The sequence below is a fragment of the Paenibacillus sp. RUD330 genome (assembly GCF_002243345.2).
Taxonomy (GTDB): domain Bacteria; phylum Bacillota; class Bacilli; order Paenibacillales; family Paenibacillaceae; genus Paenibacillus_O.
On the sequence record NZ_CP022655.2, the window covers coordinates 2,965,422 to 2,988,598 of the forward strand.

The 23,177-nt window shown below is 60.7% G+C and carries 23 protein-coding genes; 5 read left to right on the plus strand and 18 right to left on the minus strand.

Annotated features, from left to right (window positions below):
* Nucleotides 1-97: 97 nt before the first annotated feature.
* A complete protein-coding gene (locus tag CIC07_RS13415; protein WP_076355535.1) occupies nucleotides 98-658 on the minus strand; it encodes a macro domain-containing protein in 561 nt (186 codons plus the stop codon).
* Nucleotides 659-726: 68 nt separating this feature from the next.
* On the minus strand, nucleotides 727-1,167 hold the full coding sequence (locus CIC07_RS13420) for a hypothetical protein (RefSeq protein ID WP_076355533.1): 441 nt from the start codon (nucleotides 1,165-1,167) through the stop codon (nucleotides 727-729).
* 297 nt (nucleotides 1,168-1,464) lie between these two features.
* Here CIC07_RS13420 and helD point away from each other — a divergent pair, with 297 nt between their 5' ends.
* On the plus strand, nucleotides 1,465-3,828 hold the full coding sequence (helD, locus tag CIC07_RS13425) for an RNA polymerase recycling motor HelD (protein ID WP_076355531.1): 2,364 nt from the start codon (nucleotides 1,465-1,467) through the stop codon (nucleotides 3,826-3,828).
* 84 nt (nucleotides 3,829-3,912) lie between these two features.
* A complete protein-coding gene (locus CIC07_RS13430; RefSeq protein ID WP_076355529.1) occupies nucleotides 3,913-5,337 on the plus strand; it encodes a hypothetical protein in 1,425 nt (474 codons plus the stop codon).
* A 220-nt stretch (nucleotides 5,338-5,557) separates the two neighbouring features.
* On the opposite strand, the gene CIC07_RS13435 is transcribed toward CIC07_RS13430, so the two are convergent.
* The gene (locus tag CIC07_RS13435) at nucleotides 5,558-6,730 is read right to left on the minus strand and encodes a WD40/YVTN/BNR-like repeat-containing protein (RefSeq protein ID WP_076355527.1); all 1,173 of its coding nucleotides are present in this window, start codon (nucleotides 6,728-6,730) and stop codon (nucleotides 5,558-5,560) included.
* Between the two features lie 719 nt (nucleotides 6,731-7,449).
* Here CIC07_RS13435 and CIC07_RS13440 point away from each other — a divergent pair.
* Nucleotides 7,450-7,623, plus strand: coding sequence for a hypothetical protein (locus tag CIC07_RS13440; RefSeq protein ID WP_164762916.1), 174 nt, complete (start codon nucleotides 7,450-7,452; stop codon nucleotides 7,621-7,623).
* Between the two features lie 204 nt (nucleotides 7,624-7,827).
* Here the strand turns inward: CIC07_RS13440 and CIC07_RS13445 are convergent, their stop codons facing one another.
* The 5 genes from CIC07_RS13445 to CIC07_RS13465 form a co-directional block, all read right to left on the minus strand.
* The gene (locus CIC07_RS13445) at nucleotides 7,828-8,625 is read right to left on the minus strand and encodes an undecaprenyl-diphosphate phosphatase (RefSeq protein ID WP_076355525.1); all 798 of its coding nucleotides are present in this window, start codon (nucleotides 8,623-8,625) and stop codon (nucleotides 7,828-7,830) included.
* A 69-nt stretch (nucleotides 8,626-8,694) separates the two neighbouring features.
* Entirely contained in the window at nucleotides 8,695-9,054 is a 360-nt protein-coding gene (locus CIC07_RS13450; RefSeq protein WP_076355523.1) for a Lin0512 family protein, read from the minus strand.
* A gap of 45 nt (nucleotides 9,055-9,099) precedes the next feature.
* The gene (locus CIC07_RS13455) at nucleotides 9,100-10,248 is read right to left on the minus strand and encodes a DUF3900 domain-containing protein (protein WP_083687946.1); all 1,149 of its coding nucleotides are present in this window, start codon (nucleotides 10,246-10,248) and stop codon (nucleotides 9,100-9,102) included.
* Nucleotides 10,238-10,783, minus strand: coding sequence for a glycosyl-4,4'-diaponeurosporenoate acyltransferase CrtO family protein (locus CIC07_RS13460; protein WP_076355521.1), 546 nt, complete (start codon nucleotides 10,781-10,783; stop codon nucleotides 10,238-10,240). The genes CIC07_RS13455 and CIC07_RS13460 overlap by 11 nt, the downstream gene beginning before the upstream one ends.
* Nucleotides 10,773-11,915 carry a glycosyltransferase family 2 protein gene (locus CIC07_RS13465; RefSeq protein ID WP_076355519.1) on the minus strand — a complete coding sequence of 381 codons (1,143 nt, stop codon included), beginning with the start codon at nucleotides 11,913-11,915 and terminating at the stop codon, nucleotides 10,773-10,775. The genes CIC07_RS13460 and CIC07_RS13465 overlap by 11 nt, the downstream gene beginning before the upstream one ends.
* 161 nt (nucleotides 11,916-12,076) lie before the next feature.
* Between CIC07_RS13465 and CIC07_RS13470 the strand changes: the two genes are divergently transcribed.
* Nucleotides 12,077-13,576 carry a phytoene desaturase family protein gene (locus CIC07_RS13470; RefSeq protein ID WP_076355517.1) on the plus strand — a complete coding sequence of 500 codons (1,500 nt, stop codon included), beginning with the start codon at nucleotides 12,077-12,079 and terminating at the stop codon, nucleotides 13,574-13,576.
* 172 nt (nucleotides 13,577-13,748) lie between these two features.
* Here the strand turns inward: CIC07_RS13470 and CIC07_RS13475 are convergent, their stop codons facing one another.
* The 9 genes from CIC07_RS13475 to CIC07_RS13515 all read right to left on the minus strand — a co-directional run bounded on the left by CIC07_RS13475 (nucleotide 13,749) and on the right by CIC07_RS13515 (nucleotide 21,492).
* On the minus strand, nucleotides 13,749-13,934 hold the full coding sequence (locus CIC07_RS13475) for a hypothetical protein (protein ID WP_076355515.1): 186 nt from the start codon (nucleotides 13,932-13,934) through the stop codon (nucleotides 13,749-13,751).
* Between the two features lie 89 nt (nucleotides 13,935-14,023).
* On the minus strand, nucleotides 14,024-14,554 hold the full coding sequence (locus tag CIC07_RS13480; RefSeq protein ID WP_083687945.1) for a GNAT family N-acetyltransferase: 531 nt from the start codon (nucleotides 14,552-14,554) through the stop codon (nucleotides 14,024-14,026).
* A 218-nt stretch (nucleotides 14,555-14,772) separates the two neighbouring features.
* Nucleotides 14,773-15,174, minus strand: coding sequence for a monovalent cation/H(+) antiporter subunit G (gene mnhG / locus CIC07_RS13485; protein WP_076355513.1), 402 nt, complete (start codon nucleotides 15,172-15,174; stop codon nucleotides 14,773-14,775).
* On the minus strand, nucleotides 15,167-15,442 hold the full coding sequence (locus CIC07_RS13490) for a Na(+)/H(+) antiporter subunit F1 (RefSeq protein WP_076355511.1): 276 nt from the start codon (nucleotides 15,440-15,442) through the stop codon (nucleotides 15,167-15,169). The genes mnhG and CIC07_RS13490 overlap by 8 nt, the downstream gene beginning before the upstream one ends.
* The gene (locus CIC07_RS13495) at nucleotides 15,439-15,918 is read right to left on the minus strand and encodes a Na+/H+ antiporter subunit E (RefSeq protein WP_076355509.1); all 480 of its coding nucleotides are present in this window, start codon (nucleotides 15,916-15,918) and stop codon (nucleotides 15,439-15,441) included. Before CIC07_RS13495 ends, CIC07_RS13490 begins: the two co-directional genes overlap by 4 nt.
* Nucleotides 15,918-17,405 carry a Na+/H+ antiporter subunit D gene (locus tag CIC07_RS13500; protein WP_076355507.1) on the minus strand — a complete coding sequence of 496 codons (1,488 nt, stop codon included), beginning with the start codon at nucleotides 17,403-17,405 and terminating at the stop codon, nucleotides 15,918-15,920. The genes CIC07_RS13495 and CIC07_RS13500 overlap by 1 nt, the downstream gene beginning before the upstream one ends.
* Nucleotides 17,398-17,736: a Na(+)/H(+) antiporter subunit C gene (locus tag CIC07_RS13505; RefSeq protein ID WP_076355505.1), complete on the minus strand. Its 339-nt coding sequence runs from the start codon at nucleotides 17,734-17,736 to the stop codon at nucleotides 17,398-17,400. The genes CIC07_RS13500 and CIC07_RS13505 overlap by 8 nt, the downstream gene beginning before the upstream one ends.
* A complete protein-coding gene (locus CIC07_RS13510) occupies nucleotides 17,737-20,589 on the minus strand; it encodes a Na+/H+ antiporter subunit A (protein WP_076355503.1) in 2,853 nt (950 codons plus the stop codon). It lies immediately after the preceding gene.
* A gap of 321 nt (nucleotides 20,590-20,910) precedes the next feature.
* The gene (locus tag CIC07_RS13515; protein ID WP_076356952.1) at nucleotides 20,911-21,492 is read right to left on the minus strand and encodes a TetR/AcrR family transcriptional regulator; all 582 of its coding nucleotides are present in this window, start codon (nucleotides 21,490-21,492) and stop codon (nucleotides 20,911-20,913) included.
* A gap of 178 nt (nucleotides 21,493-21,670) precedes the next feature.
* On the opposite strand from CIC07_RS13515, the gene CIC07_RS13520 reads away from it, so the two are divergent.
* Nucleotides 21,671-22,891, plus strand: coding sequence for an MFS transporter (locus tag CIC07_RS13520; RefSeq protein WP_442953336.1), 1,221 nt, complete (start codon nucleotides 21,671-21,673; stop codon nucleotides 22,889-22,891).
* Between the two features lie 102 nt (nucleotides 22,892-22,993).
* Here the strand turns inward: CIC07_RS13520 and CIC07_RS13525 are convergent, their stop codons facing one another.
* Nucleotides 22,994-23,176: a hypothetical protein gene (locus CIC07_RS13525; protein WP_076355499.1), complete on the minus strand. Its 183-nt coding sequence runs from the start codon at nucleotides 23,174-23,176 to the stop codon at nucleotides 22,994-22,996.
* Nucleotide 23,177 lies beyond the last annotated feature (1 nt).

A 23,177-nucleotide genomic window follows, 5' to 3' on the forward strand; every position in this document is an offset into this window, starting at 1 on the left:
GAGGAATTCGGCAATGCGGCGGCCAAGCCCGATCGGGCAAGGACAGAAAATCAAAAAACCGGCACCCGTCTATACGGATGCCGGTCCAGAAGCAGGCCTAGCCGGAGGCCAGATAGGCCTGCTTCATCTGCATGCCGTAACAACGGCAATTTTCCTCATCCTTGCAGACGAACGTGATTCTTTTGATGGAAGTGTCCTCGCGCCTCTTGATATATGCCTTCACCTCGGCAAAAGCGATCGCCGCCGCTTCTTCCTTGGGATATCCGTAAATGCCGGTGCTGATGGCCGGAAAAGCGATGCTGGAAGCCTTGCTGGCGTCGGCGATCTCCAGCGCTCTGCGGTAACAGCTGGCGAGCAGACGCTTCTCTCCGTGGCCGCCGCCCTGCCAGACCGGTCCGACCGCATGGATGACATAGGCTGCCGGAAGCTTGCCCGCCGTCGTAATGACCGCGTCTCCGGTGGAGCAGCCTCCCTTGTCGTTGCGGATCAGCATCAGCTCGTCGTGTATGGCGATGCCGCCAGCCTGCATGATCGCCCCGTCTACGCCCGCGCCGCCGGAAAGGCTGGCATTGGCGGCATTGACAATGATATCGGCTTCTATGCGGGCAATGTCTCCCTGGACCGTCTCGAGCAGCGTGGAATTGATCTGGATCGTCATCGTCTTCGCCTTCCTCCCGCTTACATTCTACCCAGTACTTACTCCAGGAGGACGCCGTTGAATCGGAGTTACCGTTTTTTTCCGCTCTTGACCAGCCAAGGGTACAGCTGAGCGCCGGGACTGGAGGATGCCAGCCAGTATTCCACGCTGCTGGAGCGGCTGGCGATCGATACCCAGTCTCCATAGACGGGAAGCGGATTCGGCACCGGCTGCGGAAATTTCCTCACGATCAGGTCGCTGTATTCATAGCTGAAAGCAAGACGCCTGTTCAGGTTGTAGAACTGATACACCGCCACGGAGGAGAAGGTCGGGTTGAGCGGCTCGAAGGCCGCTTCCTTGTCACCAAGCGTGAGCTGCCCGTAGGCGATAAAAGGAATGAGCTTGCGGGAGAGCAGCAGACGCATCCGCGGGAAGTCCTCATCTTGCCTGCCTGCCGGAAGCTCCAGCTGACGGCCGTAGCGCTCAGCCTGAGCGGGGGTCGTTATCCAGACCGAATTGAACCGGATCACCGTCCATCCCCCCTCCATTCTCGCTCATACATATCCGAAGGAAGGCCGTTATATTCCCGAGCAGGACGGAGGAGAATCATAATCAAGGGCGAACATAAATAAAGGCCGGATCAAGGGATCCGACCTGTGTATATTGAAATAGAAGCCAATAAATGATATGATCCATTAGATGGTCAAAAGAAATGAGCTAAATCACATTTATCTCAATCGTATTATACACCCCTTCTCCCCTGCCGTCAATCTTTTTTTCGGCAGGCTGACAGCCGGTGAATACGAACCAAGGAAAGGAAGTGCCCCATGGCAAACCGCGAGGTATGGAAGCAGGAGCAGGACCGCGTCGATGCCGTGCGCGGGGAGCTGCAGACGAGGATCGCTCGCGACGAGCCGCTCGTATCGGATCTCAAAACGCAGGTCGTCGATATCCGCGCCGACTTCTGGGATGATGTGACCGTCAACCTGACGGCCGGCGACGATCGGCTGGAGACGGCGATAAGCATGAAGCAGCAGGCGGAAATCCTCTCCGAGCGCGAGCGCAGCCACCGCCATCTGCGGGAAGGTTTGACGAAAATGCGCCGCCTGCTGCCGTCTCCCTATTTCGGCCGCATCGATTTTCAAGAAAATGAAGCCGGCGGCAGCACCGATCCGGTCTATATCGGCACCGCCTCCTTCCTCACCGAAGACGGGGAGAGCTTCCTCGTCTACGATTGGAGAACGCCTGTAGCCAGCCTTTATTACGATTACGGACCCGGGCCCGCTTCCTACGACACCCCTGGGGGGCTCATCGAAGGCGAAATGACGCTGAAGCGGCAGTTCACCATTCGCGACGGCGTCATCAAGGCCATGTTCGACACAGGGATGACCATCGGCGACGAGCTGCTGCAGGAAGCTCTCAGCCGCAGCTCGACCTCCCAGATGCAGTCCATCGTCGGGACGATCCAGCGGGAGCAGAACGCCATCATCCGCAACGACCTCTCCAGGCTGCTGATCGTCCAGGGCGCCGCCGGCAGCGGCAAGACATCCGCCGCTCTGCAGCGGGTGGCATACCTGCTGTATAAGCACCGCACGCGGATCGGCGCGGACCAGATGGTGCTGTTCTCCCCCAATCCGATGTTCAACAGCTATATTTCCTCGGTGCTGCCTGAGCTCGGCGAGGAGAATATCCGGCAAACGACATTCCAGCAGTATGTGGAGTCGCGTCTGGGCCGCCGGTACGACATCGAGGACATCAATGACCAGCTCGAAGCGATATTGGACGATTCCGGCGACGCCGCCCGGCGCAGCCTGCGCCTCGAGGCCATCCGCTACAAAAACTCCGCGGGCTTCCTGGAATCGATTCAATCGTTCGCGGACAGCCTGCTTCAGTCCGGCATGAAATTCCGCGGCTTCAAGTTCAGGGGCAAGCTGCTCATCAGCCGCGAAGACATCGGCACCCGCTTCTACGGCTGCGAGCCCCATATCCGGCTGCCGAACCGCATCGAGCTGCTGCGCGACTGGCTCCTGGAGGAGCTGGCTAGGCTGGAGCAGGAGGAATGCGCCGAGGAATGGGTGCGCAACGAAATCGAATATCTCGACAATGACCGTTATCAGAGCATCTACAATCAAATGCGCAAGCAGCGGGGAAAGAGCGGCGGGGAGCTTGACGAGAGCGCGCTGGAGGAAAGGCTGCTGCGGGAGCAGCTCGTCCGCGAGGCTTTCAAGCCGCTGCGCCGGATGGCCGCAAGGCTGGCGTGGATCGACATGCACAACCTTTATCTGCAGCTGTTCCGGGAAGATGCCGCCGGACCCGGCCTGCCGCCGTCCTGGGCGGATGTATGCCGCTTCACTCGCGAACGGCTTGCCGAACGCTGTCTTCCCTACGAGGACGCCTCGCCCATGCTTTATCTGACGGAGCTGGTCCAGGGCTTCCGCACCAATACCGGCATCCGGTACGTGCTCGTCGACGAAGCCCAGGACTACTCCCCGTTCCAGTTCCAGTTCCTGAAACGGCTGTTTCCATTCGCGAAGATGACGGCGCTCGGCGACTTCAACCAAGCCATCTTCGCCCACTCCACAGAACTCGAAGGCAATGCCCTGCTGGCCGGTCTATACGGGGCCGAGGAAACGGAAACGATATTGCTCAGCCGTAGCTACCGCTCTACCCGTCCGATCGTCGAGTTCACCCGCTCGATGCTTCCGGGGGGCGATGCCATCATTCCATTCGACCGTCCCGGGGAGCTGCCCGAGGTGCTCGCCTCCGCCGGCATGGCCGAGCGGGACCGCCTTCTTGCCGCCAGCCTGCTGGAGCTGAGGCAAGCCGGGTCCGGCTCCGCGGCGGTCATCTGCAAAACGGCGGCCGAAAGCAAGGCGGCGTGGGAAGCGCTGCGCTCCTATCCGGGCTTGGAGGAGCTGCGCCTCGTCACGAAGGATACCGCCACATTCCAGAGCGGCCTTATGGTCATTCCCGCTTATCTGGCCAAGGGCGTCGAATTCGACTCCGTGCTCATCCATGACGCTTCGGCCGAAGCGTACGGAGAAGAACGGCTGCGCAAGCTGTTCTACACGGCTTGCACGAGAGCGATGCACCGCCTGCTGCTGTTCAGCCCGGGCGAACCAAGCCGCTTCATCCTCGAGGCGGCGGATGGTACCTACAGGCTGGAGACTTCCCTGTCAGCGAAAAATTGAACGCGCAGCCCGGATGAACGCCCAGTTCCGCTTCCGCATAGGATGTCATAGACAGACATCCTGTCGGGAGAGGAAGACGGATTCATGGAGCTCACGCTCACAGCCATCCATTGGGTTTACCTGCTGCTGATCGGCGTCATCGTCGCCTTCATGGCGATGCGCCGCGATACGACGGTCGTCTGCGTGCTCGGCATCGGCATCATCGGCTTGCTGGCGAGCGGCACGCTGAGCGGCGCGGTCAGCGGAACGTTCAACAGCCTTATTTATGCGATCAAGGAACTGTCCGGAACCATCCTCATTATTTCCATCATCGTCGCCATGAGCCGGCTGCTCATGGAAACCGGCGTGAACGAGGTGATGATCCGGCCGTTCACGGGACTGATCCGCTCTCAGGGAATGGCCTTCTGGGGAATCGGCCTCATCATGATGGTCGTATCGTTCTTCTTCTGGCCTTCTCCAGCCGTCGCGCTGATCGGAGCCGTCCTGCTGCCGGTCGCCCTGCGGGTTGGACTTCCGGCTCTCGGGGCTGCCATGGCGATGAACCTGTTCGGCCACGGCATCGCGTTGTCGGGAGATTACATCATCCAGGGCGCTCCCAAGCTGACGGCGGACGCGGCCGGCCTGCCGGTGTCCCAGGTCATGGAAGCGAGCGTGCCGCTCGTCATCGTCATGGGCGTCGTCACGACTGTAACGGCCTATTGGTTCATGAGACGCGACCAGAAGTCCGGCGCCTGGCGCGACGGTCTTGTCGGCTCCGGCTCCGCAGGTTCGATTTTCGGCAGCGATGCGCATGACCGGCCGTCACCGCAGTCCGCCGGCCTTGGCATCGGCGCCAAGAGAGCGCTCGCCGTCCTCATCCCGCTCCTGTTCGCCGCCGACGTCGCGGTCATGTTCGCCCTCAAGCTGCAGGGAGGGGACGCGACCGCTCTCATCGGAGGAACCGCAGCCTTGATCACGGTCGTTCTGTCCATGCTTGCCCACCGCGGCGCGGGACTGGAGAAATCGACCGCCTACATCGTGGACGGCTTTCTGTTCGGCTTCAAGGTGTTCGGTCCGGTCATCCCGATCGCGGCATTCTTCTACCTCGGCGACTCCGCCCTGCCGTCCTTGTTCGGCGAAGCCGCCCTCCCCGCCGGCTCCCACGGCATCGTCAACGATCTGGGCGTCGCGCTGGCCCACGCCGTACCGGTCAACGGAACCGTCGCAGCCGTGACGCTGACGGCGGCCGGCGCCATAACCGGCCTCGACGGCTCCGGGTTCTCCGGCATCTCGCTGGCCGGCTCGATCGCCCATCTGTTCGGCACGGCGATCGGTTCGGGAACCGACACGCTGACCGCGCTGGGGCAGATCGCGGCCATCTGGGTCGGCGGCGGCACGCTGGTGCCGTGGGCGCTCATTCCGGCGGCGGCGATTTGCGGCGTCAGCCCGTTCGAGCTCGCGCGCCGCAATTTGAAGCCGGTGCTGATCGGACTCGCCGTGACGACGGTCGCGGCGATCTTCCTGCTCTAAGATCTTTGTTGCTGCCCGCCGAACGACAAAAGCCTGAAGCCCATGAAAGGGGCTTCAGGCTTTTTCGTCCTGATTGGATTCAGGCTTTATCATCCTGTTGGGAATCGGGCTTTTTCGTCCCAGGCTTCAAATTTCCCGTCGTTTCACGACATCTAGGCCTTCATGCCCGCCAGCATGAAGGCTCGGCCCTCTGCATCGCTCCAGGCTTCCGGCCCTTCTCCTACAAGAATGGCTTTGCCGATACTCCAATGTTTTTGGTCCAGCTTTTGCCGCTGTCCCTGGTGGAGTAGACCGCCGTCCCGCCGTCGCCGTCGACGGTGATCCAGCCGATGGCGGGACTCGCGAAGCTGATCGCCGCGCCTCCGAATCCCGGCAGCATGCCGCCGCTGCTCCAAGTCCTGCCACCATCCGAGGAGCGGCCGATGCCGACCTTGCCGGCCGCAGGAGAGTAGCCGGACAGAATGGCCGTGGCGCCGATCAGCTCCAGCTCGCCGGGATGCCCTCCCGGAGAAGCGGGCCCCATGCCGGTGACGGCTTCTCCTTCGCCGGGGGCGTGTCCGCCTCCGGCCGTATTCTGTCCGATCGTCCGGATCCATGTCGATCCCGAATCCGAGGAAGCATAGAGCGAATACGATTGCTGCGACATGCCCGCTCCTCCCATGAGCATCACCCACACGGCTTGCCCGGACACGCGCACGACGCCTCCGGTCGGCGCGTCGGACGAGACCGACAGCTTGGCCGCCCAGCTCCTGCCCCCGTCCAGCGTCTGCTCCAGCCGGTATCCCTTGGATGGATCGACGACGACCGCCCAGCCGGTGTTGCGGCTGGAGAACTCAGCGCCCCGCGTGTTCGGAGGCGTCGGAATCCTGCTCCAGCTGATCCCGCCATCCGACGTATAGTAGGAAAAGGCGCGGCTGTACCCGAATCCGCGCGATGCGTCCAGAAACCGTATCCGCTCCAGATCGGCCGTCCCCGGCTTGAGCTTCTCCCATGCGGATCCGCCGTCGGCCGTCTTGATCAGCGCGTTCGGTCCGGACGCCGCGGATCGGGCCAGCGCCCATCCGGTCGTATTGGACACGAAGTCCATCTGCGAGAACTGCCAAGTGCCTTGATAGATCGACTGCCAGTTGCAGCCGCCGTCGGAGGTGCCGATCAAAAAACCGTTGCCGGCGGCCCTTCCGGTCGTCGGATTCAGGAAGTCGAGAGACGAGAAGCGGAAGCTCCCGCCTCCTGCGGGCTCGCCGGCGAAGATGCCATGGTCTCCGTCCGTGCAGACCGGAGCCGCCGCATCGGCCAAGCCGGGTTTGCCCAGGCTGCCGATGGGACCGGCCGAAGCCAGGAGAACGCCGAGAATGGCGGCAGAAGCAATGAACGAGCGTTGAATGGATTTCATGACTGAGCGACCTCTCCTTGTGGCAACCCTGTTCTCAGGGTGTGGTTGATTGGGCATGAAGCTGTTTGCGTGCATCGGCGCGGGCATTCGCGGCATTCCTTGCTGCTTGGATGGCGACATGCAGAGTCCATGCGAATATTCTCGAGCTCGGCTAGCTGCTCGACCGCAGGAACTCTCCTGCGATGCTTGCCGCACATAACTGCCAGATTCGCTGGATCATGCTTGCCGAACACATAGCTGCCGGATGCTGGATCATGCTTGCGGCACACATAGATGCCGGATGCGCAGGATCATGCTGCCGCATACATAGCTGCCGGATGCACGGGATCATGCCCAACGCACATAGATGGAAAATGCATGGGAAAACCGCTCGCCGCATTCGGCCGCTCATGCAGCGGAGTCTTGCGATCACGGCAGCAGCGTTCCATTCCCGAACGGGCTTCCCCGACATCTTGATAACGCGATTTGAAGCCGACATGTTGCATTTCCAAACGGACAGTCTCTTCATTTCCCGCTTGCGGGACGGAGTCTATGGTCCGGGAGCTATCGTTCTATTTGCCCCTATGGAGCCTGATAAAACAACGTTTTGCCCGAAGTCATGCCAGGCATTCCCGGCGAAACGGCGATCCTTCGGTTGCAAGAGGTTCAGCGGTCTCGTTTTCCGCCTCGTCCAATCGGTTAATGAGCACATATCCAACCGAAATCAAGGAGGAACAACGATGAACAAAAAACTGCTCGCTACTGCCGTCGGCGCCGGAGTCACCTACTTGATGCGCAACAAGTCCGCCCGCGACAAATTGTTCAGCACCGTCAAATCATTGGCTTCCGGAGCTTCGGGCAGCCGTCCTGCAGCAACGGGGACGGAAAGGCCGCTGAACGAAACGGCCAAGTAATCCAGCTGGCAGCCGGTCCATCCATTGCGATGGCCGGCTGTCTTGCCGTTCGGGAGCCGGGACAGCCCATCCGCACCTCTTGTCGGATGCTTGGATCTGCTTTCCCCTCCTCATTTCCATTTTGATGCCGGCAAAAAGACCGGTCCCAGAAAGGAACCGGCCCGTCCATGGATGCAATCGATGCCGCGACCTGCCGACGCAGTCCTACAGGACGACGAACAGGAAGAAAACCGCCGCAAGCGCAAAGCGGTAATAAGCGAACCAGCTGAGCTTGAGCTTCTTGATCAGGTTGATGAACGTGGTCACCGCGATGAGGCCGACAATGAAGGAGACGACCAGGCCGACTGCGAACAGGCCGTAATCCTCCGGCACGAGCAGGTCGCGGCTCTTGATGAGATCGACGCCGGTAGCGCCGATCATCATCGGAACGGACAGGATGAAGGTGAAGTCGGCTGCCGCCTTTTGGCTCGTTCCCATGAAGATGCCTCCGGAAATCGTGGAGCCGGACCGGGAGAAGCCGGACCACAGCGCGAGAATTTGGAAGATGCCGATCCCGAACGCCTGCTTGTACGTGATGTCGTCTACCGTCTCGGCGGAAGGCAGGCGGCCTTTCTGGTACCGCTCCGCGAAAATCATCAGGATGCCTCCCACGATCAAGGCGACCAGAACCGATTTGAAGTTGAACAGGTATTCCTTGATGAAGCCATGCAGCAGGACGCCCAGTATGCCTGCCGGAATCATGCCCAGAATGATGTGGATCAGATTGAGGCCGGATTTTTTGGAGAAATCGAATTTGAGGAACCCGACGAAACGCTTGAAATAAAGAACGAACACGGCGAGAACGGCTCCAAGCTGGACGACGACCTCGAACACCGTGGCCCGATCGCCGACGAAATCGAGCAGCTTGGCGGCCAGAATCATGTGGCCGGTAGACGATACGGGAATAAATTCGGTCAATCCTTCAATAATGCCCAATATGATCGCTTTGATATAATCCAAGATATCCGCTCCCCTAACTTCCTATGTATGGACTCGGCAGGCAGCGCCAGGCTCGGCCTGCCGCCTCCGCCTTCAGTAGCCGGCCTCGACCGACGCAAGCACGACATAGATCAGATCGTTCACGTCCTGCTTGTCTTCCAGCACGATGCCGCTCGACGTGAGCATGCCTCCGGCCACGACCTCGATGGAAACCTCCCCGTAGGGAAGCTCCGCGCGAACGGCTTCCAGATCCAGCTTCTCTTCGTCGCAGGGCACGGCCAGCCGCACCCTCACCTTCATATTCTCCAGCTTGCCTTCCGGCAGCACGGTGCGGATGCCGGGCATGGAATTGCGGTGGATCGCATCCTGCACAGCCCTTACCGCAGCCTTGGTCACGTTCTGTCCATGCAGATCCGTCCCCATGCCGAGCTCGATGAACATTACTTGCCGCATGAATTCACTCCTCCCCATGTGGTTTCGGACCGCTGCCCTCGACGCTTACCAGGGAACGTCGTCATCCTCCGCAGAGGCGGCCGCCTGGGCCTGTCCGGCCGCGCCATCGCCTTCCGGAACGGCGGTCCCGCTCTCCTCCGCGCCGATCACTTTCATCACTTCCTCAAGCTCCGGCGGATGGATGAGCTCGACGGGCGAAATCCCGCGCTCGAACTGGAAGAAGTCTCCTTCCAGGACGGCCACGTAACGGCCGTTGTGACGGGCGAAATGCAGCGATTTGCCGAAGTCGGACAGCAGTCCCTTGACCTGGACTCCGCCAAGCTTGAAGCTGAGCGCCAGATCCTCCTTCTGCTCCACGAGAACGGCCGAAGCGGCGAACACCTGCTCCGGGGTCCATCTCTCCAGCAGCTCGCGCTTGTCCGATGCGGCCCAGATCTCGACCGCCTCCTCCTCTTCCTTGCGCAGATGGCCCTGATCATCCTGCCACTTGTCCTCCATGTACTGCTGCACCATTTCGAGCACCTGCTCGCCCATCACCTCGGGAAGGGGACGCTCATAGCTGACGAACTTCAGGAAATCCTCGAAGTATCTCGCATGCGAGGCCTGGTGAAGCTTGACCTCCCAGGAATCCATCATTCCCTCCTCCGGCATATGCGGATAGAGGATCGATTTCATGCTGCGCGCGCTGATGGCCATCTCCACGGTGGAGATGAGGCTTCTCTCGTCCGCGATGCGGGCTATTTTCGGCTCGAAATCGCATTTCAGGATGAACAGGAACGGCTGGTCGAACAGCTTGGACAGCGTGGCCTGCACCGCGATGAGCGCGCCGCCGCGGACTGCCGACGTATCCATATAGATGCGGACAAGCTCGTCGGCTATGCTGTGGAACCGCTCGGCATCCTCGGCGCTGCGCAGCCGCTGCAGCAGATTGTAGTCGGGATTGCTGTCCAGCTCGTACCCCGGCTCGACGCGGAAGCGTCCGATCTTGGTCGGCACCGATTCCGAAGCGGGATTGCGCTCCGCCTTGCGCTTGACGATACGGGCGAATTCGCCGGTGAGGAAATCCTTGAGCGGACTGTCCTCGTAATCTTCTCCGTCCATCGTCTGGAAATGCTTGAACCGCTTGCCGCTGTCCGCGCTCTCCCCATCGGTCTGGATGACGAAGAAGCTCAAAAACTGCACATCAAATTCCATGGTCTCCGGGCAGCTCCTTCGCGCTGTATTGGTCTGTCCTATTAGGATAGCACAACCTTTCCCGGCGCGACATGACTTTCAGCAGCCGGGCCCGGTTGTAGCGCTGCACGAGAATGCAAGGAAGATTGGCCGCGACCGTATAGGCCGCCATGATCGCCACGCCGAGTCCATTGTTCCAGACGGCGAACAGCGGAAGCGGCAGGAACATCAGCCAATGCGCCAGCTCGCCGCGCCTCGTCTCGGCAGCGAAGCGCCGGAGGTAATCCGGATCGGCCGACAGCAGCCGCTTCTTGGCGAAGCCGCTCCGGATCCAGCCTCCCCCGTCGGGAAGCCTGTCCTTCCATTTGTGGATGCCGAGCTTCCTCTCATACCAGCGCCCATCCCGCTCGAACGGCAGCAGCCGCGTCATGCCGGCATCCTTGTCGTACCGCTGCCAGGGACGCCTCAGCGCGGAAGCCACCGAACCGGCATGCAGCAGGACCAGGACGCCTGCGTCCAGCAAGATCGTAGCCGTCGTTCCAGGCTCAAGCCACATCGATATCCCTGCCTTTCCACGATACGCGCCGCCTGACAAAGGAACGGTAGAGGCCGTACGCGAATACGCCGCAGAAGTAAGCCAGGCCGAGCGGATAGAGCGCATATGTCCAGACGCTGAACGATCCCGCCAGACGGAACGCCCTGCGGCAGGTCCAAGCGGCCAAGGCGTACAGGAAAAGGCAGGCGGCCAGCTCAGCCGCTTGCGGCTGTCCGGAAACAGCCTTCGCGGCGGCCGACACCGCTCCGATCGCGGCGCCCGACAACCCGGATATCCATAGAATCGTCAGCGCCAGCATCCGCTTCTGCGCGGACGCCGCGCCTAGCGCGATGCTTTTGGCCCAGCCCGCCGCAATCTCCTTCAAGCCGCCCTCATACATGCGGAACGACAGCCTGCTCCCGCCCGCATAAGCCCGGCAAGGCATTCCTGCCGACCGGAAACGCGCCGCAAGGCGGTCATTCTCCAGCACCTCGCCGCGAATGGACGCGTGGCCTCCGGCCATCCTATACTCATCCCGGCTGCAGAACAGGCAAGGTCCGAACGAGCCTTCCCGGCCGCGCCGCGCTACCGGAGAGAAGCGTCCGGAGCCGGCCAGCACGGCCGCATTGAAAAAGGCGGAGAAATGCTCTGCGGCGCTCCCGATCCGGTGGTACGGCTGCACGGTCACGCAGCCGCCCTCACCGGCGGCTTCCGCAAGCAGCCGCAGCAGATCGGGCGCGGGCCGCACATCCGCATCCAGAAACAGCAGGCGGCTTCCCGCGGCGGCATCCGCTCCCTGGGCGCAAGCCCAGGCTTTGCCCTGCCAGCCGGCCGGCAGGCGGCCGGCTTCGACCAGAGCGACGCCGCGGGAGACGGCGCTCTGCCGTGTCCCGTCGGATGATCCGTCATCAACCACGATGATTTCCCTTGGAGCCGGTACCATCGACTGCAGCAGCGGAAGCAGCTCCTCCAGGTTGGCTTCCTCATCACGCGCAGGCACGATGACGCTGATCTCCATTCCGGTTGACGAGCCAGCGCTCGCAAAGGTTTTGCTCCCGAAACGGTCCAGGCTGTTCCTTCCTCCTCTCCCCCAGCCGATCAGCAGCAGGCCGCAACCGATGAGCAGCCCCTGCCAGATCCATCCCATCCACATGCCGATCTCCTCCTTGTTTTGGCGGCATTCTCGAAATCTTTGAAAGCTCCCCCCGTATCGAGAGAGAGAATACGGTCCACAATGGTTAAAAATGGTATATATGCCGGATGTTAACCAGTATCGACGGTTTCGGCATCCCTAATCCAAGGAGGAAAGAACAAATGAGCAAAGACATCGTCGTCATCGGAGGCGGCCTGGCCGGACTCTCGGCCGCGATCCGGCTGAGCGCCGACGGGCATAAGGTTACAGTGCTGGAAAAAAACGAGCGGGCGGGCGGCAAGCTGAATGTCCGTTCCGGAATGGGGTATTCCTTCGATACCGGACCGTCCATCCTGACGATGCCCTGGACGCTTGAGAAGCTGTTCGCCTCTGCCGGGCGCAATCTGCATGATTATATCGGCATCCAGAGAATCGAGCCGCAGTGGCGCGGAATATACGAGGACGGCAAGATGCTGGATCTCGTCGGCGATCTGCCCTCTATGCTGGACGGCATCGCAGAGCTGTCTCCGCAGGACCGTGAAAGCTTCCTGACGTTCCTCGATTACTCGAGAAAGCAGTACGATCTCAGCATGAAAAGCTTCTACAGCCGCTCCCTGAGCGGTCTGTCCGATCTCAGGCAGCAGCATTCCCTCAAGGAGCTGCTGGCGATGGATCCGATGAAATCGATGGCCCAGGTCACGGAGAGCTACATGAAGCATCCGCATCTGCGGCAAATCTTCCAATTTTTCGCGATGTATGTCGGTTCTTCCCCCTATGCGGCGCCTGCCGTCCTATCGCAGCTCGTCTACGTGCAGATGGGCCTCGGCATCTACTTCGTCACGGGCGGCATGTACGGCATCGCCCAGGCCGAGCTCAAGCTGCTGAACGAGCTTGGAGCCGAAGTGCGCACCGGAGCGGAAGTCGTCCGCATCCTCGATTCCAACGGACGGGCGGCCGGTGTGGAGCTGGCCGGCGGAGAAACGGTGGAGGCCGATCTCGTCGTCTGCAATCTGGAGGCGATTCCGGCGCACAGCTCCCTGCTGGCGCAGGCTCCCGGCAGCCGGCGCGCCGCCGAGAAGCTCGACAAATACGAGCCGTCCGTATCCGGCCATGTGCTGCTGCTCGGCGTGGACCGCAGCTACGAGGCATTCAAGCATCATAATTTCTTCTTCTCCCGGAATCCCGAGCGGGAATTCCGCGACATGTTCGTCGACAGGATGCCGACGGACGATCCGACCGTCTATGTCGGAATTTCGTCCAAGTCGGATTCCAGCCAGGCACCGGAAGGCTGCGAGAACTGGTTCGTGCTGACCCATGTGCCGCCGCTTGCCGAAGGAGAGAGCTGGGAGCGGCACCGCGAGCGCTATCGCGGCCTCGTGCTCGACAAGCTGGAGCGGATGGGCGCCGAAGGCCTCCGCGGGCATATCGTCTACGAGGAGCAGTTCATCCCCGATGACTTGCGCAGCCTGTACGGGGCCAACGGCGGCTCGATCTACGGCACGGTGACCGACCGCAAGCTGAATGGCGGATTCAAGATTCCGAGCCGCAGCACGGCGCTCGAAGGGCTGTATTTCGTCGGCGGCTCGACCCATCCCGGCGGCGGCGTGCCGATGGTCACTCTGAGCGGACAGCTGACCGCCGATCTCATCCGCGAGGATCTCGCCCGCTATCAGGCGATGTAGAGCTTCTCGCTTCAGGTTCAACCGGATGACAGCGAAGCCTTGAAAGAAGATGCGCGGCAGGCATGGAATCGCCTTGCAGACAAAAAGCCCGCTTGCCGGACCATCCGGTCCGCAAGCGGGCTTCTGCGCGGGCGAGCCCGATTCCGGCTCTGGCCGGATCAGCTCCGGCCGTTCAAAGCTTCCATTTGCGGCCGTACTTGATGTGGGGCCGGTTGTCGGCTTCATCGATATACATCCAGCCGAGGTGGATGCCCAGCAGAAGCAGGAACAGGCCTCCCAAATAAAAGCCGAACGGGCCAAGCAAAATCAGAACATATGTGCATAGCAACACGGCTACACGCCCGAAGAGCGCTATCATCCATTCAACTCTCCCATCACTACAACAGGCAGCAATGAGGCATATTTTACCATACCTGCTATTGTTTCTCTATGCATGCTTCTTTTTAATCAGAAAATGGTCTTCCATTCCATGGAGCGCTCGATATGGGTCCTTGCTCCGATCTCGACCGTTTCCTGCATGCCGTAATCCCTCGCCCCCATCTTTTCATAAAAGAAGATCGCCGGGTTGCCTTCCAAAACCCATGCATGCAGAGTGAGGTAGCCCAAATCCTGCAGCCTTCCCCGCATCGTGCGGAACAGCTCCGTTCCCCATCCCGCTCCCTGGTACGCCTCCAGCAAATAAAGCACGTACAGCTCCGCGCTGCCTTCCTCCGCCAGGTCCCGGCTTTTGCCGGCCTTGAGGAATCCGACGATCCTTCCATCCCCGTTCTCCAGCACGAGCGTGCAGGAGCCTGAATCCGGAACGGCCAGAGTCCTTTCCCACATCGCTTGTCTCGGTCCGGCCTCCATCGCCTGCAGATAGGCCGGATCGACGATGTCCTTGTACGTCGTCCGCCAGCTGCCGACCTGAACGGCGGCTATTCCTGCCCCATCGCCGGGCTTCGCGTCGCGGATGCCCATCAGCGCTTCGGATTCCATCTCCGCACCCCCGCAAGTTTTTTTCCCACTCTACCATAACGGGACGGTTAGGGAAAGTCTTCCAGCTCGGGGACGGAGGATGCTGGACTTCTTTCTTGGACGGCAGAATGAACAGAGCCGGCTCTTCCTGGCCGGCTTGAAGTCGAAAAAAAAAGCCGGCTGCGGCAGCCGGCTTCGGTTGACTGGCAGCAGCCTCCGCTGCTCCTTGGACAAGGGAATCAGTCCGCCTCCGAGCGGCGGATGAGCTCCGTCCTCTTCGATTCGGCTTCCTCGCGCTCCTTTTTCAAGGCGGCCTTGAGATCGTCGCGCACGCTCCTGTCCCACATGCCTACACCCGTCCGGTATGCGGCGCGGGCATTCAAATGGCCCGCCACCGGTCCGGTGAGGAAGACAAACACGATGCCGAGCAGCAGCTTGACGCTGAACTGCCCTTGCACGGCGGCGAAATACAGGAAAGCGCCGGTCAGGATGAACAGGACGCCGAGAGTGGCGCTCTTGGTAGCCGCATGCGACCGGAGATACACATCCGGCAGGCGGATGAGGCCGAACGCGCTGAACAGGCTGATGATGGAGCCGAACAGCACCATGAGCCCTGATGCCGCGGACCAGAGGTCATTCATCCTCCATCACCGCCCCTCTCTCGATGTATCTCGCAAAAGCCGTCGTGCCGATGAAGGTGACGATTCCGATGACCAGAATGATGTCGAAGTAGGCCGACGTTCCCTCCAGCATCCCGAGCACGGCGATCATCGACAGCAGCAGGATGCCGATCGTATCCAGTGCGGCGATCCGGTCCGATATCGACGGTCCCTTGAGCAGCCGGTACATGCAGCCGGCCGCTGCGAGGGACAGCAGCGCCAGCGAGATCTCAAGCATAGAGTTCATCATGTTCTCGTCACCTCCATGATCGCTTTTTCAAAGGTGCTGCGGATCTGCTCCTTCAGCTGCTCGGCGTCGCCGATGTCGATGGCGTGGATATACAGCACCCGGTTGTCATCCGATACGTCCAGCGTCAGCGTGCCCGGCGTCAGGCAGATGAGGCAGGCGAGCAGAGTCAGCTCCCAGCTCGACTTCAGCTCCGTATCGATGGCGACGATGCCCGGACGCATGTCCAGCCGCGGCTTCACGATCTGGTAGAGCACCTTGAAGCTGGAGGAGAACAGCTCGCGGATGAAGATGCCGAGCAGCCTGATGACGGCCAGCACCTTGCGCAGATAGAATTCCTTCTTGAGGAAACGGTTCAGGACGGCGATGAACAGCAGGCCGAGGCCGTAACCCGCCAGAAACCTCGGAAAGGTCAAGTCGTTGTACAGAAACATCCAGAGAAATGCAATGATGAGGTTGATCAGGAATTGGGATGCCATCAGACCGGCTCCTTCAATACGGCTTCAATATATTTCGATGGATCGGACAGCGTGCCGGCGGCGGCGCTGGCGGCCTGATAGATCCACTCCGAGCCGAACCCCATCAGCACGACGATTGCGCACAGCGCACCCGCCAGGACGACATGTCCGCGCATCGGGGCGGCGGCCGCGGCAGCCGGTTCTTCCTTCGGTTCTCCGAAAAACACATCCATGAACAAGCGGATCAGCGTGTACAGAACGATCAGGCTCGAGGCCAGCGAGATGGCTGTCAGCACGAAGCTGTCCCCCTGCAGGCCCCCTTTCACGAGCAGCAGCTTGCCGCCGAAGCCGCTGAGCGGCGGTATCCCGGCAATCGCGAGCGCGGCCGCGAAGAACATCCAGCCGATCCAGGGCTGGCTGCGGATGAGCCCGCCCAGCCTAGCCGCCTGGTCGGTTCCCCGTGCCTGGAGGATGAGGCCGGCCAGCAGGAAGAGCAGAGCCTTGGCAGCCATGTCGTGAAGCAGGTAGAATACGACGCCTTCAAGAGAAGAGCGGTTCGACACCGCAAGCCCGAAGGCGATGAAGCCGATGCTGATGACGATGTTGTAGTTGAGCACCGACAGCACCCTCCGGTAGGCCAGGGCGCCGGCGGCGCCGAGCACCATCGTCGCTCCTGCCATCCAGCCGATCCAGGCATGGGTAATGGCCGGATCGTTCGGGAATATAAGCGTGAACGTGCGGACGAGCGCGTACAGCCCGACCTTGGTGAGCAGGGCGCCGAACAGCGCCGCGACAGCCATCGGCGGCGCGCTGTAGGAGCCGGGCAGCCAGAAGAACAGGAACAGGCCCGCCTTGAGCGAGAAGACGACGAGGAAAAAGACGGCGATGACATTCAGGATTCCCCCCTGCCCCGCAGCCGCGACCTTCACCGACAGGTCCGCCATGTTGAGCGTTCCCGCCACACCGTACAGATAAGCGACCGCCGCCACGAACAGCGTCGAGGAGATGATGTTGACGAGAACGTATTTGATCGTCTCCCGAAGCTGGATCTTCGTTCCGCCGAGCACGATGAGCGCATAGGAGGAGATGAGCATCACCTCGAAGCAGACAAACAGATTGAACAGATCCCCGGTCAGGAACGAGCCGTTGACTCCGGCAAGAAGCAGATGGAAGAACGGATAGAAGTAAAATCTCTCCCGCTCCTTCCCTACCGTGCCGAAGGCGTACAGCAGGCAGAACGAAGACACCAGCGTCGCCGCAGCCGCGAGCAGCGCGGCGAAGGGGTCGGCGACAAAGACGATGCCGTAGGGCGGCATCCAGCCTCCCATGTTCAGCGTCTGCGTGCCGCTGCGCAGCACCTGAGTCAGGAGCAGGCCGCATGCAAGCAGCGTCGCTCCCATGCCGGCGGCGGCGATGGCCCGCTGGAGCCGGATCTTCTCCTTGAAGAAGAAGAGGATGATGGCGGTGCATAAAGGAAACAGGAGCGGCAGGACGACGAGGTTATTCATGCTCCTGCCCCCTCAGCTGTTCCATATCGTCGGTCCCGAGCTTCTTGTACGTCTGATAGGCAAGGACGAAAAACAAGGATGTCACCCCGAAGCTGATGACGATCGAGGTGAGAATGAGCGCCTGCGGCAGCGGATCGGTGTACCGCTCCGCCCCTTCCCCGAGCAGAGGCGCGGAGCCCGCCTTGAGCCGGGACATCGTCAGCAGCAGCAGATGCACTCCATGCGTGAGCAGCGAAGTTCCGAGCACGATGCGCAGAAGGCTTTTGGACAAGATGAGATAGACGCCTACGGCGAACAGGATGCCGACGGCTAGAGACATGAACAGTTCCATTTACTTGTCCCTCCCGATGGCCAGGATGATGGTCATGGTGATGCCGACGACGGTCATATAGACGCCTAGATCGAAGATTACGGCCGTTGCCAGCTCGTTTTTACCGAACACAGGCAGGTCCACATAACCGAACGTATGGCTCAGGAACGGGACGCCGAGCACGATCGAGCCGACACCGGTCAGGACGGCCACTCCGATGCCGGCCGCCGCCAGCAGGCGGAAGTCGACCGGCATCGCCTCGCGCACCGTCTTGATTCCGAACGCCATGGACAGCAGCACAAGCGCGGACGACGTCATCAGCGCTCCGATGAAGCCTCCTCCAGGCTCGTGATGGCCTGCGAAGAGCAGATAGAGCGAGAAGGTCAGGATGATGAAGATGATGACCTTGGCCAGCGTCCGCAGGATGACGTCGTTGCTGCGGACGTCCTCGTAGACGAGGCGGAACTCCTTCTCCCTGGCGTCCGCCCCCTCCCGCGGCTCATCCTGGGGCAGGCGCAGGCGGATCAAGGCGTAGATCGCAAAAGCGGCCACGCCGAGGACGACGATCTCCAGCATCGTATCGAAGCCCCGGAAGTCGACCAGGATGACGTTGACGACGTTTTTGCCCCCGGCCAGCCGGTAGCTTTCCTTGAGGTAATAGTCCGAGATCGACTCGAAGGAGCGTCCGCTGAACGCCGCGAGGGCGATCAGCGTCATGACGGCCCCGACTCCCAGCGCGATGATGAAGTTGGGCAGTCGGAACCGCAGCGATTCCCGGTCCCTCTTCAAGGCCGGCAGATGGTAGAAGCAGAGCAGGAACAGCGTGACCGATACCGTTTCGACGATGATCTGCGTGAGGGCGAGATCCGGCGCTCGGAAGACGACAAAGAACAGGACGACCATGTAGCCGACCGCGCCGGTCAGGATGATCGCCATCAGCCTCGATCTGGCGAACGGCACGGCGGCGGCAGCGGCGATGAGAGCAGTCAGGATGACGGCTTCATAGACCGTTACCGGCGCCAGCCCCCTCAAGGAAATCGCGATTCCTCCCGTCGCCGCCGCTGTAGCGGCCAGAGCCAGGATGAGGAAGCCGAACAAGTACATCGTGTAATGGCGGAGCGAGCCGGTCATATAGAGCGACGTCAGCCGGCGCCCTGCCCGGTCCATGCCTCCGAGAACTCCCCCATACAATCCGTTCAGGGTGACAGGCGCCGGCAGCGGATCGCGGAGCAGCGCCGCTCTGCGCTGCAGGAAGAAGATTCCCGTGCCAAGCGCGAAGACGCCGGCGGTCATCCATACTTCGGTGGTGAGCCCATGCCAGAGCGTGAAATGCATTTCCGCTTCCGCCGCTGCGGGATGGATCGACGCAAGAGCCGGAGCGACGAGAGGAGACGCCGTCAAGCCCGGGGCGAGGCCCAGCAGCAGGGCGGCCGCCCCGAGCAAGGCAGGAGGCAGCAGCAAGCCGGCAGGAGCTTCATGCGGCCGCCTCTCCAGTCGGCCGCTCTCCCGTCCGCCGAAGGTGCGGAGAATGAACCGCAGGCTGTAGGCGAATGTGAACACGCTGCCGAGCCAGGCGACGAGCGGCACGAGAACGACCGGAGTCCGCAGAGGCAAGCCGTGCCTCCAGGCGTCCAGCGCGGAGGCTAAGAACAGCTCCTTGCTGATATAACCGCCGAATGGCGGCACTCCCGCCATGGACAGCGCCCCCAGCAGCGATATCGTGAAGGTGACCGGCATCAGAGCCATCAGTCCCCCCAGCTTGCGGATATCCCTCGTTCCCGTCTCGTGGTCGACGATGCCGACCGCCATGAACAGCGTTCCTTTGAAGGCGGCATGGTTGACCAGATGCAGGATGGCGGCGGCAAGCGCCGCTGCGGAGAGCATGGATTCCAGCCCTCCTTCCGATCCGGAATGGACGGAGCCGAGCCCGATCAGGGCCATGATGAGACCGAGCTGGCTGATCGTCGAGTAGGCGAGCAGCGCCTTGAGATCGGTCTGCTTGAACGCGCGGAACGATCCGTAAAAGAGCGTGAGCAGGCCGGCTCCGATCAGCATGGTGTACCAGACCGCCTGCCCGGCGAAAACCGGCGTCATGCGGGCGGCCAGGTACAAGCCGGCCTTGACCATCGTCGCGGAGTGCAGATAGGCGCTGACCGGAGTCGGAGCCTCCATGGCATCCGGCAGCCAGATGTGGAAAGGAAACTGCGCCGATTTGGTGAACGCGCCGAGCAGGATGAGCAGCATGGCCGGGACGAACAGGGAATGTCCCGGAAGCCCGGGAGCGAGAGCGATGGTTTCCCGGATGCTGAACGTGCCCGTCTGCAGGTACAGCAGCAGGAAGCCTGCCAGCATGGACAATCCGCCCAGCACGGTGATCAGCATGGATTTCATCGCTCCGTCGCGGGACTGCTGCCGATGATGCCAGAAGGCGATGAGCAGGAACGACGATACGCTGGTCAATTCCCAGAACGCATACAGCGCGATGAGATGATCGGACAGCACGACGCCGAGCATGGCTCCCATGAACAGCAGCAGGCATACATAGAAGCGGGTCAACGCTTCCTTGTTCCGGTCGAGATAGAACACCGAGTACAAGGTGACGAGCACTCCGATGCCCCCGATGAGAAGCGCGAACAGCATGCCGAGGCCGTCGACCGCCAGATCGAAGCGGATATCCAGCGATGGCATCCATGGCAAGGATGCCTCGACGGCCTTCCCCCCGCTCACTTCCGGAAGCAGCGAAGCAAAATAGATCAGCAGCAGCGCTGGCGCAGGCAGCGCGAGCCAGCCGGCATGGACGCGTCCGAACAGACGGGACAGGAGCGGCAGCAAGGCGGCCAGCAGGAAAGGGAAAAAGACGACGATGAAGATCAACTGCTTACCTCCTCTTGCGGACTTCGTTCTCTACCAATGGTTCCCAATCGCAGGCCAAAGTAATTGCATTTCTTGTTAGATACCCGAAAAAACGCAAAAAGAGCCCGCTGGTGGCAGGCTCCTCCGAAAAAAACTTGTATGCGATTGGGTGAGAAGAGTAACAATTCCGTTTAGTTTACCGTCCTGGCGATCGACTTGTCAAGAAGGCAAGGCCATGAGCCCTTTGAAGACAGCCTCGACTTGAAGGCTCAGAACGCCTTCATGGAAGCATCGGCATGGATTCGCGAAAGCCGGAAGGAGAGGAAGAGACGGAGGCTGCGCTCATTGCGGAGGCATGAGTCCTCTGAACGCTGAGTCGACGAGCTGCCGGACGAACTCTTCATGCAAGGGCTCTCCTGTAACAAGCATGCGATATAACAGAGGCCCGTATAACAGATCGACGCAAAGGCCCAATTCGGCGCCTTCTCTCAATTCCTTCCGCTCCCGCCCTTTTCTCAGGATCTCGATCGCTTCCATCCTGCGGGGTTGGATATAGCGGGAGCGGATGGCCTCCATCAAAACCTTGTCCTCCTGGCCTTCGCCGATGAGCGCGGCAATCATTTTCCCTTCATGGCCGGTCATGAACCTGCATAGGTTCGAGGCATGGATCTTTATGTCATCGATCACTCTTCCCGTATCCGGCACTGGGAGCCTGTCCGTTGCCGCATCCAAAAAACCATCCATCACCACTGCCGCTTTGTTGGGCCACCACTTGTACACGGTGACTTTGCTGACCCCAGCTTGTTCAGCGATCTTTTCCATCGTGACCCCTTTGAAGCCGTCCTTCAACAAAAGGTCGTAGGATGCCGCCAAGATGGATTTTTGAATGGCCGGATCACGCGGTCGACCTCTTTTCGTCATCAGACGCGCCTCCTTCATTCCGCTATTCAACTAGTATAGTCATTTTCCAAAAGCAGATAAAGCGGAACTGCCTATTTACAATACGCAACGTTCAGTATATAGTGAACGCATCCGAATAAGTGAACGCATCGTATATTAATTAACGATTTGCATGGATGCTGGACATTACTCCGAAGGGAAGATGATTTCGATGGCACAGACGATCGGCAACAAGCAGAAAATCTCGACCGGCATGATGTTTCTTTTGGCCGCAGCATGCGGACTGACCGCCGCAAACCTTTACTATTCCCAAACGCTAGTCGGTCCAATCAGCGCCGACCTCGGCCTTTCGTCCGGAGCGGCTGGACTTATCGTCACGATTACGCAAATCGGGTATGTCGCCGGCCTGCTGTTCATTGTTCCCATGAGCGACATGCTCGAGAATCGCCGTCTCATCGCAGGAGCGCTGTCTTTTGTCGTATTGGCCTTGCTTGGAGCCGCCTTTTCCCCCGGGCCCGTTCTTTTCATGGCCTCGGCGCTGATGATCGGCGTCGGCTCCGTCGTTGCGCAGATTCTAGTGCCCTTCGCAGCGTTCCTCTCCGCCGAAGAGCAGCGGGGACGCGTAGTCGGCAATGTCATGAGCGGGCTTCTGCTCGGCATTATGCTGGCTCGTCCGGCAGCGAGCCTCATAGCCGGTCTTTGGGGATGGCAAGCGATCTTCGCCTTCTCCGCCGGGCTGATGGCCTTGTTGGCCATCCTGCTCGCATCCATGCTTCCGGATCGCCGCCCCGTCCGGACGCTGGACTACGGACAGCTGCTGGCCTCTCTGCTCCACCTGTTCAAAAACACCCCGATCCTTCGACGCCGCGCCTTCTATCAAGCCTTCCTGTTCGGTTCCTTCAGCTTGTTCTGGACGACGGTGCCTCTAAGATTGGCGGATGAATACGGTATGTCGCAAAAAGGCATCGCTCTGTTTGCATTGGTTGGCGTCGCAGGAGCCGTCGCAGCGCCAATTGCCGGCAGACTGGCAGACAGAGGGTGGACCCGGTCGCTGACGCTGGGAGCGATGTCCGTTGCCATCCTCTCGTTTCTCGTCCCCGCTCTCATCCACGGCCGCTCCGGTTTCTCGCTGGCCTTGCTTTTCCTTGCAGCCATTACATTGGATATGGCCGTATCCGGGAACCTCGTCGTCGGTCAGAGGACGATCTACTCCTTGGGGAATGAAACGAGAGGAAGGTTGAACGGCCTTTTCATGGCCATCTTCTTTATCGGGGGAGCCGCGGGATCGTTCCTCGGCGGCTTGTCGTATGCGCATGGAGGCTGGGTGGCGACGGCCTGGCTCGGCGTCTCGCTTCCGTTGATCGCCCTTGTTTATTTCTTCACTGATTCCAGCTCACGGGGAACTGAACATTCTCCACGATAGACAAAGAAAAGACAGCGAGCCGCCGCAAGGGGGCCCGCTGTCGAAACGGCGCGCTTCGCTTATCGATCCCGCTGCCTGCCGGCCTCGATTGTTCCGGCTGCCTCAGCCTTCCTTGATCAACGTGATGGCCACCGGCAAGATCAAGGCCGAAGCGGCCAGAAGCGCGGACATGACCGCCCCCCTGTAGTTTTTTTGCCTCCACAGCGACGTCATCAGGCTTCCGGCAAATACACATGCCCATAGGGACAACAGCGCAATGAACACGATCTTGATGTTTTGGATCATT

What these genes read in the sequence shown, in the direction of transcription:
- CIC07_RS13415 (WP_076355535.1), bottom strand. Translation starts at nt 658, where the DNA reads ATGACGATCCAGATCAATTCCACGCTGCTCGAGACGGTCCAGGGAGAC.
- helD (WP_076355531.1), top strand. Translation starts at nt 1,465, where the DNA reads ATGGCAAACCGCGAGGTATGGAAGCAGGAGCAGGACCGCGTCGATGCC.
- CIC07_RS13430 (WP_076355529.1), top strand. Translation starts at nt 3,913, where the DNA reads ATGGAGCTCACGCTCACAGCCATCCATTGGGTTTACCTGCTGCTGATC.
- CIC07_RS13435 (WP_076355527.1), bottom strand. Translation starts at nt 6,730, where the DNA reads ATGAAATCCATTCAACGCTCGTTCATTGCTTCTGCCGCCATTCTCGGC.
- CIC07_RS13440 (WP_164762916.1), top strand. Translation starts at nt 7,450, where the DNA reads ATGAACAAAAAACTGCTCGCTACTGCCGTCGGCGCCGGAGTCACCTAC.
- CIC07_RS13450 (WP_076355523.1), bottom strand. Translation starts at nt 9,054, where the DNA reads ATGCGGCAAGTAATGTTCATCGAGCTCGGCATGGGGACGGATCTGCAT.
- CIC07_RS13455 (WP_083687946.1), bottom strand. Translation starts at nt 10,248, where the DNA reads ATGGAATTTGATGTGCAGTTTTTGAGCTTCTTCGTCATCCAGACCGAT.
- CIC07_RS13460 (WP_076355521.1), bottom strand. Translation starts at nt 10,783, where the DNA reads ATGTGGCTTGAGCCTGGAACGACGGCTACGATCTTGCTGGACGCAGGC.
- CIC07_RS13465 (WP_076355519.1), bottom strand. Translation starts at nt 11,915, where the DNA reads ATGTGGATGGGATGGATCTGGCAGGGGCTGCTCATCGGTTGCGGCCTG.
- CIC07_RS13470 (WP_076355517.1), top strand. Translation starts at nt 12,077, where the DNA reads ATGAGCAAAGACATCGTCGTCATCGGAGGCGGCCTGGCCGGACTCTCG.
- CIC07_RS13475 (WP_076355515.1), bottom strand. Translation starts at nt 13,934, where the DNA reads ATGATAGCGCTCTTCGGGCGTGTAGCCGTGTTGCTATGCACATATGTT.
- CIC07_RS13480 (WP_083687945.1), bottom strand. Translation starts at nt 14,554, where the DNA reads ATGGAATCCGAAGCGCTGATGGGCATCCGCGACGCGAAGCCCGGCGAT.
- mnhG (WP_076355513.1), bottom strand. Translation starts at nt 15,174, where the DNA reads ATGAATGACCTCTGGTCCGCGGCATCAGGGCTCATGGTGCTGTTCGGC.
- CIC07_RS13490 (WP_076355511.1), bottom strand. Translation starts at nt 15,442, where the DNA reads ATGATGAACTCTATGCTTGAGATCTCGCTGGCGCTGCTGTCCCTCGCA.
- CIC07_RS13495 (WP_076355509.1), bottom strand. Translation starts at nt 15,918, where the DNA reads ATGGCATCCCAATTCCTGATCAACCTCATCATTGCATTTCTCTGGATG.
- CIC07_RS13500 (WP_076355507.1), bottom strand. Translation starts at nt 17,405, where the DNA reads ATGAATAACCTCGTCGTCCTGCCGCTCCTGTTTCCTTTATGCACCGCC.
- CIC07_RS13505 (WP_076355505.1), bottom strand. Translation starts at nt 17,736, where the DNA reads ATGGAACTGTTCATGTCTCTAGCCGTCGGCATCCTGTTCGCCGTAGGC.
- CIC07_RS13520 (WP_442953336.1), top strand. Translation starts at nt 21,671, where the DNA reads ATGATTTCGATGGCACAGACGATCGGCAACAAGCAGAAAATCTCGACC.
- CIC07_RS13525 (WP_076355499.1), bottom strand. Translation starts at nt 23,176, where the DNA reads ATGATCCAAAACATCAAGATCGTGTTCATTGCGCTGTTGTCCCTATGG.